13 protein-coding genes are annotated in these 13,325 nt (G+C 38.8%); 9 read left to right on the top strand and 4 right to left on the bottom strand.

All coding sequences use genetic code 11. The features are described 5' to 3' along the window. Positions 1-24 precede the first annotated feature (24 nt). Both DNJ75_RS06025 and DNJ75_RS06020 read left to right on the top strand, forming a co-directional pair. Entirely contained in the window at positions 25-1,650 is a 1,626-nt protein-coding gene (locus tag DNJ75_RS06025; RefSeq protein ID WP_157968231.1) for a trypsin-like serine protease, read from the top strand. A 127-nt stretch (positions 1,651-1,777) separates the two neighbouring features. Beyond that, a complete protein-coding gene (locus DNJ75_RS06020; protein WP_117002292.1) occupies positions 1,778-3,646 on the top strand; it encodes a cation:proton antiporter in 1,869 nt (622 codons plus the stop codon). Between the two features lie 156 nt (positions 3,647-3,802). Here the strand turns inward: DNJ75_RS06020 and DNJ75_RS06015 are convergent, their stop codons facing one another. From DNJ75_RS06015 to DNJ75_RS06005, 3 genes are read right to left on the bottom strand one after another with little or no spacing between them, the layout of a single operon-like run. Continuing rightward, positions 3,803-4,933: a hypothetical protein gene (locus DNJ75_RS06015; protein ID WP_117002291.1), complete on the bottom strand. Its 1,131-nt coding sequence runs from the start codon at positions 4,931-4,933 to the stop codon at positions 3,803-3,805. After that, positions 4,914-6,167 carry a HAMP domain-containing sensor histidine kinase gene (locus DNJ75_RS06010; RefSeq protein WP_117002290.1) on the bottom strand — a complete coding sequence of 418 codons (1,254 nt, stop codon included), beginning with the start codon at positions 6,165-6,167 and terminating at the stop codon, positions 4,914-4,916. The genes DNJ75_RS06015 and DNJ75_RS06010 overlap by 20 nt, the downstream gene beginning before the upstream one ends. 4 nt (positions 6,168-6,171) lie before the next feature. Further along, positions 6,172-6,864 carry a response regulator transcription factor gene (locus DNJ75_RS06005; RefSeq protein ID WP_117002289.1) on the bottom strand — a complete coding sequence of 231 codons (693 nt, stop codon included), beginning with the start codon at positions 6,862-6,864 and terminating at the stop codon, positions 6,172-6,174. A 155-nt stretch (positions 6,865-7,019) separates the two neighbouring features. Between DNJ75_RS06005 and DNJ75_RS06000 the strand changes: the two genes are divergently transcribed. Then, the gene (locus tag DNJ75_RS06000) at positions 7,020-7,970 is read left to right on the top strand and encodes an SPFH domain-containing protein (RefSeq protein WP_117002288.1); all 951 of its coding nucleotides are present in this window, start codon (positions 7,020-7,022) and stop codon (positions 7,968-7,970) included. 20 nt (positions 7,971-7,990) lie between these two features. Further along, the gene (locus DNJ75_RS05995; protein WP_117002287.1) at positions 7,991-8,425 is read left to right on the top strand and encodes an NfeD family protein; all 435 of its coding nucleotides are present in this window, start codon (positions 7,991-7,993) and stop codon (positions 8,423-8,425) included. Here the strand turns inward: DNJ75_RS05995 and DNJ75_RS05990 are convergent. Then, complete coding sequence (locus DNJ75_RS05990; RefSeq protein WP_117002286.1) at positions 8,422-9,315, bottom strand: cation diffusion facilitator family transporter; 894 nt, start codon at positions 9,313-9,315, stop codon at positions 8,422-8,424. The two genes, DNJ75_RS05995 and DNJ75_RS05990, sit on opposite strands and share 4 nt — an antisense overlap. A gap of 405 nt (positions 9,316-9,720) precedes the next feature. On the opposite strand from DNJ75_RS05990, the gene gltX reads away from it, so the two are divergent. The 5 genes from gltX to DNJ75_RS05965 all read left to right on the top strand — a co-directional run bounded on the left by gltX (position 9,721) and on the right by DNJ75_RS05965 (position 13,295). Beyond that, complete coding sequence (gene gltX, locus DNJ75_RS05985) at positions 9,721-11,139, top strand: glutamate--tRNA ligase (RefSeq protein WP_117002285.1); 1,419 nt, start codon at positions 9,721-9,723, stop codon at positions 11,137-11,139. 258 nt (positions 11,140-11,397) lie between these two features. After that, complete coding sequence (locus tag DNJ75_RS05980) at positions 11,398-11,607, top strand: hypothetical protein (RefSeq protein ID WP_157968230.1); 210 nt, start codon at positions 11,398-11,400, stop codon at positions 11,605-11,607. 116 nt (positions 11,608-11,723) lie between these two features. Beyond that, a complete protein-coding gene (locus DNJ75_RS05975; RefSeq protein WP_117002283.1) occupies positions 11,724-12,101 on the top strand; it encodes an ATP synthase subunit I in 378 nt (125 codons plus the stop codon). A 27-nt stretch (positions 12,102-12,128) separates the two neighbouring features. Next, a complete protein-coding gene (gene atpB, locus DNJ75_RS05970; protein ID WP_117002282.1) occupies positions 12,129-12,914 on the top strand; it encodes a F0F1 ATP synthase subunit A in 786 nt (261 codons plus the stop codon). Positions 12,915-12,989: 75 nt separating this feature from the next. Next, entirely contained in the window at positions 12,990-13,295 is a 306-nt protein-coding gene (locus DNJ75_RS05965) for a F0F1 ATP synthase subunit B (protein WP_117002281.1), read from the top strand. Positions 13,296-13,325: the final 30 nt, after the last annotated feature.

The raw sequence follows: 13,325 nt of genomic DNA, 5'->3' as shown, positions 1-13,325 counted from the left end.
AATATGCCAAAATGGAGTGAAAGAATGAAAAAATTATCTTTACTATCGTGTGCCTTATCTTTTCCTGTACTATCTTTTGCATTAACAGGTACGGGTGTTAAAAAGGTAGAAGAAAATACTAAAGCATGGGCAGTTGAAGTATATACAATGCTTCCTAGTACATTATTAGGAACTTGTAGTGGGAGTTTCATTAGCAAACATGCCATATTAACTGCTAGTCATTGCCTTAGGAGTGATAATCACCCTGATCAAGTCATAGATGACTATAAAATATACTACCCAAATAGTGATAATCCAGGAGCATATTTTATGATATCTACATATTATGCCGATCCTACTCAAAGTTATGATTTATCCTCTAAATGGAGTAACTATTCTACTGAAAAAAATGATGATGTTGGGATAATATTTATCCCAACAGAAGATCAGCTTAAAAATATGGTTCATTATAGTCCGTATACTGTCCGGTATTCCTCTGATGGTTCGTCGATATATGGTCAAAGTGCATTAGATAAATTCTTATTAAGCCTGTCAAAGCAGGAAAGTATTGGGTTGTCTTCATACTTTTATGATACGAATCTATCACAAGGTGACAATACTATGCAGCTTGGTCATTCTTCAAGTGATTCGTCGTCAGCACAAGGCTTATGGCAGGTGATTAATCCTGTAGTGTATGCGTCTCCAAATAGCGTAGAGGTTTCACAGGTTAATGGCTCAAGCCAACCTGGAGATTCTGGTTCTGCTTTGTTAATTGGTAAAGATTATGACAAACTTTCAGCTGTAACTCACTCATCAGGAGATTTTGCACGTATCTCGAATAAATTAAGTTGGATTAAATATGAATTAATGAAAAGATTTCCTACTCAGAATGATGCGCAACAATTTGTGGATGATTCTGCTGCCACTTATGCATTACCGGGGACAATGAAACTAATAAGTTTTTATAATACTATCGATAAAAAAACATATTTATTATACGGTCCTTATTATATAAGTATTGATTTTAATAATAAGACTGTATCAGATGTTGGCTACACTCATGATTTATTTAAAGGTATTTTAGATAAAATGATTACTCATATATACCAAGGGGAAAATTATTTATTAATTCATACTACAGATCCAAAATCAAATAAACCTGTAAATTACATCTATAATGAAAAAACACACGAGATTACTTCATCTTTAATAGACTATCCAGATATAGTGACAAACAGCAATGATGAACGCCCGCAATACAATCATAGTGATGTAACTTTTAGTTATCCTTTAGGTAGCATTTACGTGTCTGTAGATATGACTGACTCTTGCAATAATTCATCAATAAATGTCTCAGATTATACCTATGATGGAAATAACTTTTCTATTAAAAGTAACCAAGATTATGTTTTGAATTTGGCACTAAAATCGTTCTTGGGTTCACACACTACTAATTGTGCCATCATAGATGATCAAATGGTTAATTTTGGCAATGAAAATTATGTATACTATATACAATCAAATGGCAGATATACTAAGATAGATCTTAGAAATGCCAGTATTGAAAGTGATGGTCAAACTCTAAGCTCATTATTTAAGGGATTTACTTTCCCTAATAAAGAAGAAGTTGGAGATATATATAATCTGTACTCGTTCTTTAATCAAAAATAGATACTCACGGACTAGCACGTGGGTATCTATAGCTATTCGATAATCAAAGACGGTGAAAAAGTACTTTCGCTTATCAAGTTGTTTGCTACAATTATCCGGAATTAAACCAACAAGGAAGACGACCTACGTGGAAGTTAGTAACTTTTTTGCCTCAACAACCTATATCCCTATTGTGTTAATGGTTATTTTATTATTGGGCTTTGCTTGTCAATGGTTGGCGTGGCGTTTGCGTCTGCCGGCAATTTTATTTTTATTGATTGTCGGGATTTTGTTAGGACCTGTCAGTCAATTAGTTTTGGGTGATCATTACCAGTTCTTGCGTCCGACACTTGTTTTTAAGGATATGCTATACCCGATTGTTTCAATTTGTGTGGCAATTATTCTTTTTGAAGGCTGTATGAGCTTGAAGTTCAGAGAAATCAAAGGCTTGGGTGGAACAGTAAGAAATATTGTGACCATTGGGCTTTTGATTACCGCGATTTTAACGACTTTTTTAGTGCACTACCTCTTTGATATTTCATGGAAAGTTGCAGCTCTTATTGGTGCAATATCTTCAGTCAGTGGTCCTACGGTTGTTGTGCCGATTTTGCGTAGTGTGCGCCCAACAGAGAAACTTGCCAATATCATCCGTTGGGAAGGGATGTTGGTTGACCCGATTGGTGCGCTGTTAGCTGTGATTGTTTTTACCGCGATTACTGCTTCACAATACAATGCCTTTTGGCATATCACCGTGCATATTTTATTAGTATTCCTCGTTGGTGGTATCGGCGGATTGGTTGCTGGGTTTCTTTTGGGTACTGTGCTTAAAAAACAATGGGTGCCAAGCTATTTAAATAATATGTTTGTGCTGTCATTTGTGATTACCAGCTTTGTGATTGCTGAGCATATTGTTGAAGGTGGCGGGCTTTTGATTGTCACTATTATGGGGATTATCGTCGGTAACATGCCTAATGCCCATATTGAGGAAATTCTTGATTTTAAAGAATCCTTAAGCCTTATCTTAATATCAAGTTTATTTATCATTTTAGGTGCGAATGTTAGTTTTGAGTACTTAGAAGCCGTATGGTGGAAAGCCATTGTGTTGGTGCTGATATTGCAATTTATTGTCAGACCAATTGCTGCGGGCTTCTCAACTTTAGGCAGTGAGCTTAATTGGCGTGAACGTGTGATGGTGGGGTGGATCGCACCTCGCGGGATTGTTGCCGCTGCCGTGGCTGCATTATTCTCAATCAAGGTCATTGAAAATTTGGGCTTGCCACAAGAGGGGGAGCTACTCGTTCTTATTGTCTTTATGATTATCTTGGGTACCGTGATTATCCAGAGTCTCACGTCGCCATTTTTGGCAAAAATATTACATGCATCGGCACCCGAGCCACGCGGTTTTTTAGTCATTGGTGGTAATACTTTAGCTCGAAGCATTGCTAAGGAGCTTCATAATAACGATGTCCATGTCGTACTTGCTGATACTAGTTGGCGTAGTGTTCAGGCGTGTCGTTTGCAAGGCTTGACCTGTTATTATGGCAGCTCCGTATCAGAGCATGCTGATTGGCATTTGAATCTGGTGGGCATTGGGCGAATGCTTGGTTGCTCTTCCAGTGAGCAGATGAATACTTTGGCAGCAGTCAAATACTATCGTGAGTTTGAAGGGCGAGCGTCTGTATTTGTCTTGCCAACAGCGCAAAACAAAGCAAATTCTAAGCTCACGTATCTTACTAAAAAATACGCAAAGCGCTTGTTTAGTAAAGATCTGTCTTACCAAACATTAAGAAGTATTATCAAACAAGGCGGACAAGTTAAAACGACAACCATTAGTAATGAGTTTAATTGGGAGCAGTTTTTATCCCTCAATCAACAGGCAATTCCATTATTTTATATCAATAAAAAATCACAAATTCACGTCGTTTCTCCTGATAGCCAATACACGCCTGAAGCAGGTTGGCGCGTCGTTTACCTGATGCCACCTGAGAATTGGGTGGCTGAGAGCGATGAAGAATAGTAATCAAACAAACTAAGTTAAGTTTAAATTACCCCTCACCCGCACAATTGAGCTGTACGAGCAATCCCGCGAGGAGAGAGGTAACAAACCTATCCATTGCCAGAGGAGTGCTAAGCTTGCGAAGCGGAGCAAGTGTGTAGCTTGAGTATATACGTCCTAAAATACTGCATTTAAGATCTGTAGAATCGTCCACACCATCACACCGGTGAGGACATAAAAGACGCTAAAGGCAAACACTTGACTGCGCTTGAACTCATTGAGTAATTTATCGATACAAATGCCAATAATAAAAGCATAGGCAAGAAAGCCAATGGCTTGATCAGTAATAAATAATGAGCTAAAAAATAAATTAATACTGATATTGCTACTTAAATACAGCATGGTGAGCAAACTAATAGAACTAACACAAAAGATCACAATAAGTAAGCTGGCAAGCTGAGTTTTGAGCCTCTTGATACTGGCGATATAGCAAATAATCGCTGCTAGTAAGAGGTTAATTGGGGCTGTTTTTAAAAACAAACTAGGTGTTAAGTAATCGCTATAATGTACAAGTGCCTGAAATTTTATTTTATCTAAATAAATAGAGACTACCGTGATAATAATCGCAATTGCGGTGGTTTTGAAAAAAACACGCGAGTGACGCATAAGATAAAAGATATTGATAAATAAATGATCGGTATAGCTATGATATGCTACTTTTTTTTGAATATTTAAGCTGCAAAATAATAAGGAAGTAGCACTGATAATAATAAAAATAGTGCAAACCAATAGAAAGTAAGGATTATCAATGGTTTGATGGTAGCTATAGGTGGCATTAAAAAAAGCCGTCAGAATAGCCGTTTTAATTGCGTAGCTGATTGAGATGACAAAAAAACGATATTTAGCAGGGGTTATTGCCCATAAATTTAAGATGATCAGCACAAAGATAATATTTGTTAAGGACATCGATACGACAGAGAACAAAAGACTCATAAAGTTGAAGTGATAATAAAGTATAAGTATTGAGATAAATTGTACTGCAAGGCAAATCGTGAGTAGCCGCCTATGGTTAAAGCTACGTGAGAAGATATTTAAAAAAGGCAGCAAGAAAAAGCCCAGTGAAAACAAACTCACCAGTAAAAAGTGATAGGTGGATGTGTACAGGCGGCTATTGTAATAAACATCGTGCAAAGCAACTTTTTGAATGATAAAAGCAGAGTATAAGGTAAAAGCAATACCTGAAAAAATTAAGCAGCAAAGCAGCAATAATGCATTAAGCTGCCATGTTTTAGATAACAATCTGAACATTAAGTCCTCCATTTGTAGCATTGCTGACCTTCAGTTTTCCTTGGTGAATATCGATAATTTCTTTGGTAATAGCAAGTCCCAAGCCATTGCCTTTTTTCTTGGAGGAGCCTGTATAAAAAGGGGTGAATATATTGTGGATTTCATTTTCTGGAATGCCTGGCCCATTATCTGAAATATCAATAATCAGTGATGGCTTGGATGATTCTTTTAAACGTGTTTGTAAAGTGATCATCACTTCGGTGCCATGTTTAAGCCCATTATTAATGATATTGTTAATAGCGCGCTTGAACGCTGGGCGCTTAAGATCGAGCTCTAAATCATCATCCATTTGATTGATAAGACGTACATTTTTATTATTTTCGATGTATTCAGCAATAAGTTCATCAAAAAAATCACAAACATTGGTCTGCTCAAACTGAATACCGCTTAGCCAGTTTTCTTTGGAGAAAAGGACAAGATCATCAAGCATATGATTAATTTCGTGAATATCACGTTGATCCTTGATTGATAGCTCACTTTGATCTTGCAAGCGACGTCCTTGGATACGTGCTAATGGTGTTCTGATATCATGACAGGTCATTGCAAGAAGCTTGTTTTGATAGGTTAATACATGATTGATACGATCTTGCATAAAGTTAAAGGTATCGGCAGTTTCCTTAGCAAAAATCCCGTGTTGCATTTGAATTGGTGTGGCTTCAAGACGAAGTCCCATATCTTGCGCGAAGCGTTGGAATTCAAAAAAAGGAATACTCCATTTAATTTGAATTAAAAATAACAAAATAAATAAAAACAACACGCTGACAACAACGCCAAAGACAATGCTAACGGGGGTGTTCAGTTGGAATTTTGAGTAATAAACGACATTAAGCCACGTCCCGTTGCTATTTAAGAAACTCTCACATTTATTAATTGGTTTTTCAACTTTATTCAATAATTGTGAAATGCCTAACTGAGTACATGATGGAAAGGTTGAATAAAAAGCAAAGCGATCATGAATATAGTTGTCCTCATTAGTTTCGATGTTAGCTAGATCAAATAAGCTTAAGGTTGATATGCCATTTTGTTTTGTCGGGTCGTAGTTTTTAATCTCAGCTGAGCGTTGAAAGTTGATGCCGGAATAAACATAGTAACTTGAGGTAATAAATTGCAGGAAGATTAAAAAAAATGCACAACTTATGCCGATATGAAAAGCCTTTTTTTGACTGCGAATGACTTTGCGAAGGTTGATATTCATATTTTTAGTCTTTTAAATCAAATAAATAACCAGCGCCTTTAACTGTCTGGATATAGCTGGTGCCATCTTGAGGGTTGTTATCAAGCATCTTACGTAGGCGGCTAATACGAATATCAATTGTGCGATCAAACTCTTCAAAGGGACGCTTCAAAAGCGCTTCAAAGGTTTGCTCGCGCGAGACGGTTTCACCCTTGTGCTGATACAGGTATTCAAAAAGCTCATAAACAGCCGGTGTAAACTTGATTTCTTCGCCATTAGGGTAGGTTAATGTGCGCTTATTAGGGGATATCACCCAGTCGTTTGTTTCAATTGCGCCATGGGTGCTATTGCTGGTATTGCCGCGACGGCGCAAAACTGTTTTAACACGCACAAGCACCTCACGTGGATTAAAGGGTTTACTAATATAATCATCCGCACCGACTTCAAGTCCTAAAATGCGATCAAATGCTTCTCCAGCTGCCGATAAGAAGATCACGGGTATGCCAGATTTTTTTCTTAGTTCACGACAGACCTCAAGACCATCGATTTTAGGCATCATCACATCAAGGATCACCAAGGAAAAATCACGTTTTTGAAAATCCTCTAAAAAGGTTAGACCATCCTCAAATACAGCAGTATCAAAGTGGTTTTGTTGAAGATAGCTAGCAAGTCCTTCGCGAATGTCTCGTTCATCATCAATAATTGCAATAGTATCCATAAGCAAGCGTATATATCGTACATGATTGTGATCTTTAGTGTAGATGTTTTTTTTGAGTTGTAAAACAAATCAGATTGATTTACTGCAAATGCTTGGAAAGTTAAGCGAAACTAACTACACTTTGGTGCGTAAGTTAGCTTTACAGGAGTAGTAACATGGCACTTCACGCATTGATTCCTATCGTGATTATTGTTTTAGCAATTGTATTTTTTTTTGCCTCAGTCAAGGTGGTGCCACAAGCATCAGAGTTTGTGGTCGAGCGCTTTGGGCGTTACTATAAAACCTTGCATCCGGGGTTAAATATCATTTTCCCGCTAATCGATCGCGTGCGTAGTCGCGTGAGTTTAAAAGAGACCGTGCTCAATGTCAGAAAGCAGGAAGTGATTAGTCGTGATAACGCCAGTGTCCAAGTTGATGGTGTTGCTTTTTTCCAAGTGCTTGATGCAAAGAAGGTTACTTATGTGATCAATGATTTACCTCTAGCATTAGAAAACCTAATCATGACGAATATCCGTACGGTGTTAGGTGGGATTGATTTGGATGAGATGCTATCTAATCGTGACTTTATGAATGCCAAGTTATTGTCAGTTTTAGATGAGGCGACGGATCCATGGGGTGTCAAAATCGTCCGTGTTGAGATTAAGGATATTACACCTCCACGTGACTTGTTAGACGCAATGGCGCAGCAGATGAAAGCAGAGCGTGAGAAGCGCGCTGAGATCTTGCGTGCTGAAGGGGTGCGTCAAGCGGCTATATTAAAGGCCGAAGGTGAGAAACAATCTGAGATTCTTGCCGCAGAAGCACAAAAAACGAAACAGGCTTTGGAGGCCGAAGGTTACAAAGAAGCGCAATTTCGTGAAGCCGAAGCACGCGAGCGGACAGCGCAAGCTGAGGCAGTTGCCACTGAAACCGTTTCTAATGCCATTGCCAAGGGTGACATTCAAGCGATTCAGTACTTTGTGGCATTAAAGTATATTGAAGCCGTGGGCGCGATTGCGTCCTCGGATAATAGTAAAACGATTATGATGCCATTAGAGGCATCTAATATCATTGGTTCTGTTGGCGGGATCAGCGAGTTGTTAAAGTCCATGCAGGTTAAGGCATAACAAATTAAGGTGGATAGAATATGTTGTATTGGCATTGGTGGGTTTTAATGGGGATTTTGCTGATTATTGAAATTTTTACTTTAACGATGTTTTTCTTGTTTTTTGCGATATCAGCCTTGCTGTTGGGGGTGATTATGTGGTTTTATCCTGAGTTGCCGATCAATTGGCAATTGCTACTAGCAGGTGTCTTTGCCTTAGGCTCGATGCTGTTGGGGTGTTTTTTTCTGAAAAAGCGTAAGCAAAAAAATAATGTGCAACTTGATGTCAATGATCGCTTGGGGCGTTATATCGGTAAGATCGTTGTGATCACACAAAGAAGCCACTCAGGTGTTGCCAAGGCAAAAATTGGTGATACTGAATGGCGTGTCTTGGTCGAGGATGCCAAGGTGGGTGATGAAGTTGAGATTTTAGAGGTTCAGTCAACTAGCTTTGTTGCTAGAAAAGTATCAGTCTAAATACTTAGGTAAACATAAACGACATTTTCTTTATGATTATCTTTATAGTGCTTAAGTAAAGTTGCTTTCAAATGACGTAGTTCTTGAGTTGGCAAAGTTTGCGGAAGCTTTAAATGCACATCAACAAATAAAAAACGTCCAGATTGGGTGACGATACTGTTTTGAATGGTTAGCCCTTGGTTAGAGCAAATCAAATTAGCAGCGCTAGTGATTTTTTCACGTAATTCAGGTGCAACGGATGCATCTAATAAGTTAAGCCCTGCTTCCTTAATCAGTTTTAATGGTTTGATCGTGATCACAAGTCCCATGATAATAGCAATAATCGGGTCGATATAGATGGCAATATGTGGCAAGCCAAAAAACACCAATATTAAAGCGATAGCAAGAGAGATATCAACAGAAGCACTGAGTAAGGCATCCGCTTTCCATAATTCAGCATCAGCATGCAAAATTTTTGAACCTGTTTTGCGCGCAGCATTACGCACATAAAAATACATTATGCTGCAAGTAAGCGTGCCAGTGATAGAAGCGATAAAGGCAAATAAATAGTTAGGTGTGACGGCATGAGTCATAAGGTTAACAATCGCCATAATGATAACGCTTGCGGCAACGATTAAAATAAATCCAGCCTGTAAAAGGACAAATACAGGCTCTAAACGATGATAACCGTAAGGGTAACGCTTATTAGCAGGTTGATTAATTTTCTTGATGACATAGAGTGAGGCTGCATAGATCAATAGCGTAATGACGGAATAGCCAACGTCTAATAGTACAGTTAAGGACTGTGCGAAATAGACAATGACTAGGCTAAAAAGCACGTAAACAATGGAAAGAATAAAATTAACTTTGAGGGTTTTGGCCTCAATTATTTGTGAAGTTTGAGTACTCATAATTCTACCTTAAGCGTGGTGGTGTTGGTTTTATATTTACAATTGAATTTATAGATGGAGAAGCTGAAAGTTACAGCAAAAAAACGCTAAGGATTTTTGAGCAAATAAATAATACGTGAGAATGAATAACTATTGTTGATATGGCAACTGTAGATGAAAGACATATAAAGGTGGCGTAGTGTTATGCCGAAAATTGCTTAAAAGTGGCTCATTGTAGCAGCTCCTTGCTAAAAGATGAAAGCAAAAATGCAAATCTTAGCAATAACATCATGGTTTATTCGCACGGTGTTTTCCAGTACACTAGTCAGCGTTTTTCAATATACCGCTCGTAAAATGGTTGGTGAGTGGTGTAAGTACTATTTTTTGATTAAAGAGACAATAAATTAAGGTAAATAGGTAAATAACGTGACTAAAAGAGTAAAAACGCGTTTTGCCCCGAGTCCGACGGGGTATTTGCATGTTGGTGGTGCAAGAACTGCACTTTTTTCGTGGGTTTATGCGCGTAAAAATAACGGTGAGTTTGTATTGCGTGTTGAGGATACTGATCTTGAGCGTTCAACGCCAGAAGCTGTACAGGCAATTCTAGATGGTATGGATTGGTTGGGATTACATGCCGATAGTGCACCATACTATCAAACTGAGCATTTTGATCGCTATCAAGAGGTTGTTGATCAGCTGTTAGCAGAGGGCAAAGCCTATCGCTGCTATTGCTCGCGCGAGCGTTTGGATGAGTTAAGAGAAACGCAAATGGCGAATAAACAAAAGCCACGTTATGATGGGCATTGTCGCCACCTTGATGCTGGTGAGCAAGATGTTTCAAAGCCTCACGTTATTCGTTTTAAGAATCCAGAAGAAGGCGTGGTGAGCTGGATCGATGCGGTGAAAGGCGAAATCACAATTGCCAATAGTGAGTTGGATGATTTAATTATTAAGCGCTCAGATGGTGCGCCGACATATAACTTTTGTGTGGTTGTCGATGATCGCGATATGCAAATCACCCATGTGGTGCGTGGTGATGATCATGTTAATAATACGCCACGTCAGATCAATTTATATCACGCTTTAAATGCTGAAGTGCCCGTATTTGCACATGTGCCAATGATTTTAGGCGATGATGGCAAAAAACTCTCCAAGCGCCATGGCGCGGTGAGTGTGATGCAATACAAAGAAGATGGTTATTTGCCGCAAGTGCTGATTAATTACCTTATTCGTTTAGGCTGGTCGCATGGTGATCAAGAAGTTTTTAGTCTGGATGAGATTTTGGAATATTTTGAGCTAGATGATATCAATGCCTCAGCGTCAGCATTTAATACCGAAAAATTAAACTGGCTTAATCAGCACTATATGCGTCATTTGCCAACACAAGAGGTTGCAAAAGAGCTTGTTTATCACTTTCAAACTCAAGGCTTAGATGTCAATAACGGACCTGCGTTTGATGCGCTTATTCCGGTGATGGCGGAGAAAGTAAAAACATTAAAAGAGCTCACAGAGCAATCTACTTATTTTTATCGCGACTTCGATGAGTTTGATGAAAAGGCTGCCGCTAAGCATTTAGTTAAAGCTGCTGCAAGTGTGCTTCAATATGTTAAAGACAAAGCAAGTGAGTTAGATGATAAAAGTTGGCAAGATGAAGTTGCATTGCATCATTTATTAAAGGACACCGCGAGTGAGTTAAATCTTGGCATGGGGAAAGTTGGCATGCCCGTACGTGTTGCTGTCACCGGATCTGGGCAGTCGCCGGATATCGGCTTAACCTTGAAGTGGCTTGGTAAAGAGCGTGTTATTTCACGTTTACAAAAAGCGATCGATTTCATTGGTGAATAAAATCTGAAAAGCATATACCCATCGCAAACCATCTTACAGTATTTCTGCCATTGAATTTCTCGCACTTTTGGGTGGTTGGCTCTTGCTAATAGTCCTAGCTATTAGCTGCAACCCAATCACCCAAAATTATCAAAAACTTCCTCAACATTAAACACCGCAAAATGGTTTGCGATGGGTATGGTGTATATAACACACTGGACACATCTGCCAATGCTCGGCATACTTAGTGCACAAACATCGTTGGCGGGAATGTATTGTATGCAAGTTAAAAGATTAGATAAGGTCTCTATCTATGCACTTTTTATTGGAATAATTGCTATCGTTTTTGCCATGACTTTGGCGTATTACTTCCCACTATTGAAGCAATCAAATCTTGCGATTTTGCTTGGTGAGGTGACGATAGTCATTCCATGGCTTGTGTTTATCATCTGTTTATTGTTGTCACTTTTTCAGGGTTCAAAGCATTAGAAAAGAGCCTGTTGCTTGTGTTAATAGCCTTTACACAAAAAGAACACTTTTCGCTTGCGCCGATAGCTTACGCTCTATATACTGCTTGGCGTAAAATTAAGGGATAAAGTCTAACGATGCTAGCAAACCGAAAACTATATAAAAGGCACTTTTTTGCTTTCCAAATGATCCTTGTGATCCTAGGGAGTTTGGTGTGTCTTTTGTGGGGTAAAAGCTATGCTGTTGGATTCCTCTTAGGCTCGTGTTTGATGTTTGTAGCCAATGTTGTTTTTTTATTACGTCTTTTTTTGCGCAAAGCGCAATATCATCCTTTCAAAGAAGTGTGCATTTTATATGCCTGTGAGTTTGCAAAATTAGTCATGGTTGCTGTCGGCACTGTGTTGATTGCAATTTATGTGCAACCGAAGTTTCTGCCGTATATCGCGGGGCTTTTGGTGCTGCAACTGGCAATGTGGTTTATGCCGCTTTTTATGAAGTTAACCCATTTAAAATAAACCCTAAACAAATAAGAGAAGAGTGATATGGCAGGAGAAAGCTTAACTTCTTCAGAATATGTAAGACACCATCTTCACCACTGGCAGGTGAGCTTGGGCGATTCTTCGTTCTGGACGCTAAACTTAGACACCCTTATAGTAAGTATTGTATTGGGCGTGTTTTTCTTAAGCTTAATGTATTTAGCAGCAAGAAAAGCAAGCTCAGATACTCCAGGTAAATTCCAAAATGGGGTGGAGCTCATATGTGAATGGATCGATGGCGCAGTAGCTGATACTTATCATCATAAGCGTGACTTTGTAACCCCTCTTGCGATTACCATTTTCGTATGGGTATTGTTGATGAACTTTATGGATCTGATTCCAGTAGACTTGGCAGGGCGTTTGATCGTGCTTTTTGGTGGTTCGTCTGAAGCATACTTTAAGATCGTGCCAACGGCTGATCCTAACTTAACCTTTGCGTTATCATTGAGCGTCTTTATTTTGATTATTGGTTATAACCTTAAGGCTAAAGGTGGCTTTGGTTTATTAAAAGAAATCTTAAGTGCACCATTTGGTATCTGGGCTTTCCCATTAAATATCGCCTTTAGAATTATTGATGAAGTTGTTAAACCGTTGTCATTATCACTGCGTTTGTACGGCAACTTATTCGCAGGGGAGTTGATCTTTATCTTGATCGCTTTATTACCATGGTGGATTCAATGGACATTGGGCGGATTATGGGCGATCTTCCACATCTTAGTTATCGTGATCCAAGCGTTTGTATTTATGATGCTAACAGTGGTTTATTTGAATCTTGCACAAGATGACCATTAATAAGAGTTAAGAGTTAAGAGTTAAGAGTTAAGAATTAAGAATTAAACATTAAACAAACCAACTAAGGAGAAAAAAATGGAAATGTCATTACAAGTACTAGGTCAATTAAACGGTCTAACAGCAATTGCCGTTGCGTTATTGATTGCTTTGCCTGCATTAGGAACTGCGATCGGCTTTGGTGTGTTAGGTGGTAAGTACCTAGAAGGTGTGGCACGTCAACCTGAATTAAGCGGTATGTTACTGGGGCGCATGTTTATCGTAGCGGCTTTCGTTGATGCGTTCGCGGCAATCTCAATTGCAATCGGTTTCTTGGTTCTTTATGCAAACCCATTAGCAATTAACGGTTTAGCAGAAGCTGCAACAAAAGCACTAGGTGCATAATTAACGATAAATCCTGAACATATCCACAAG

Origin of the sequence: Cysteiniphilum litorale (assembly GCF_003428165.1) — a bacterium.
GTDB lineage: Bacteria > Pseudomonadota > Gammaproteobacteria > Francisellales > Francisellaceae > Caedibacter > Caedibacter litoralis.
Note: the sequence above shows the minus strand (reverse complement) of the source record. Positions and strands in the feature narration are given on the sequence as shown.

Bases quoted from the DNA above. Each gene is read 5' to 3' on its own strand.
- atpB (WP_117002282.1), top strand. From the start codon at position 12,129: ATGGCAGGAGAAAGCTTAACTTCTTCAGAATATGTAAGACACCATCTT.
- DNJ75_RS06015 (WP_117002291.1), bottom strand. From the start codon at position 4,933: ATGTTCAGATTGTTATCTAAAACATGGCAGCTTAATGCATTATTGCTG.
- DNJ75_RS06005 (WP_117002289.1), bottom strand. From the start codon at position 6,864: ATGGATACTATTGCAATTATTGATGATGAACGAGACATTCGCGAAGGA.
- DNJ75_RS06000 (WP_117002288.1), top strand. From the start codon at position 7,020: ATGGCACTTCACGCATTGATTCCTATCGTGATTATTGTTTTAGCAATT.
- DNJ75_RS06010 (WP_117002290.1), bottom strand. From the start codon at position 6,167: ATGAATATCAACCTTCGCAAAGTCATTCGCAGTCAAAAAAAGGCTTTT.
- DNJ75_RS05990 (WP_117002286.1), bottom strand. From the start codon at position 9,315: ATGAGTACTCAAACTTCACAAATAATTGAGGCCAAAACCCTCAAAGTT.
- DNJ75_RS05995 (WP_117002287.1), top strand. From the start codon at position 7,991: ATGTTGTATTGGCATTGGTGGGTTTTAATGGGGATTTTGCTGATTATT.
- DNJ75_RS05965 (WP_117002281.1), top strand. From the start codon at position 12,990: ATGGAAATGTCATTACAAGTACTAGGTCAATTAAACGGTCTAACAGCA.
- DNJ75_RS05975 (WP_117002283.1), top strand. From the start codon at position 11,724: ATGCTAGCAAACCGAAAACTATATAAAAGGCACTTTTTTGCTTTCCAA.
- DNJ75_RS06025 (WP_157968231.1), top strand. From the start codon at position 25: ATGAAAAAATTATCTTTACTATCGTGTGCCTTATCTTTTCCTGTACTA.
- DNJ75_RS05980 (WP_157968230.1), top strand. From the start codon at position 11,398: ATGCAAGTTAAAAGATTAGATAAGGTCTCTATCTATGCACTTTTTATT.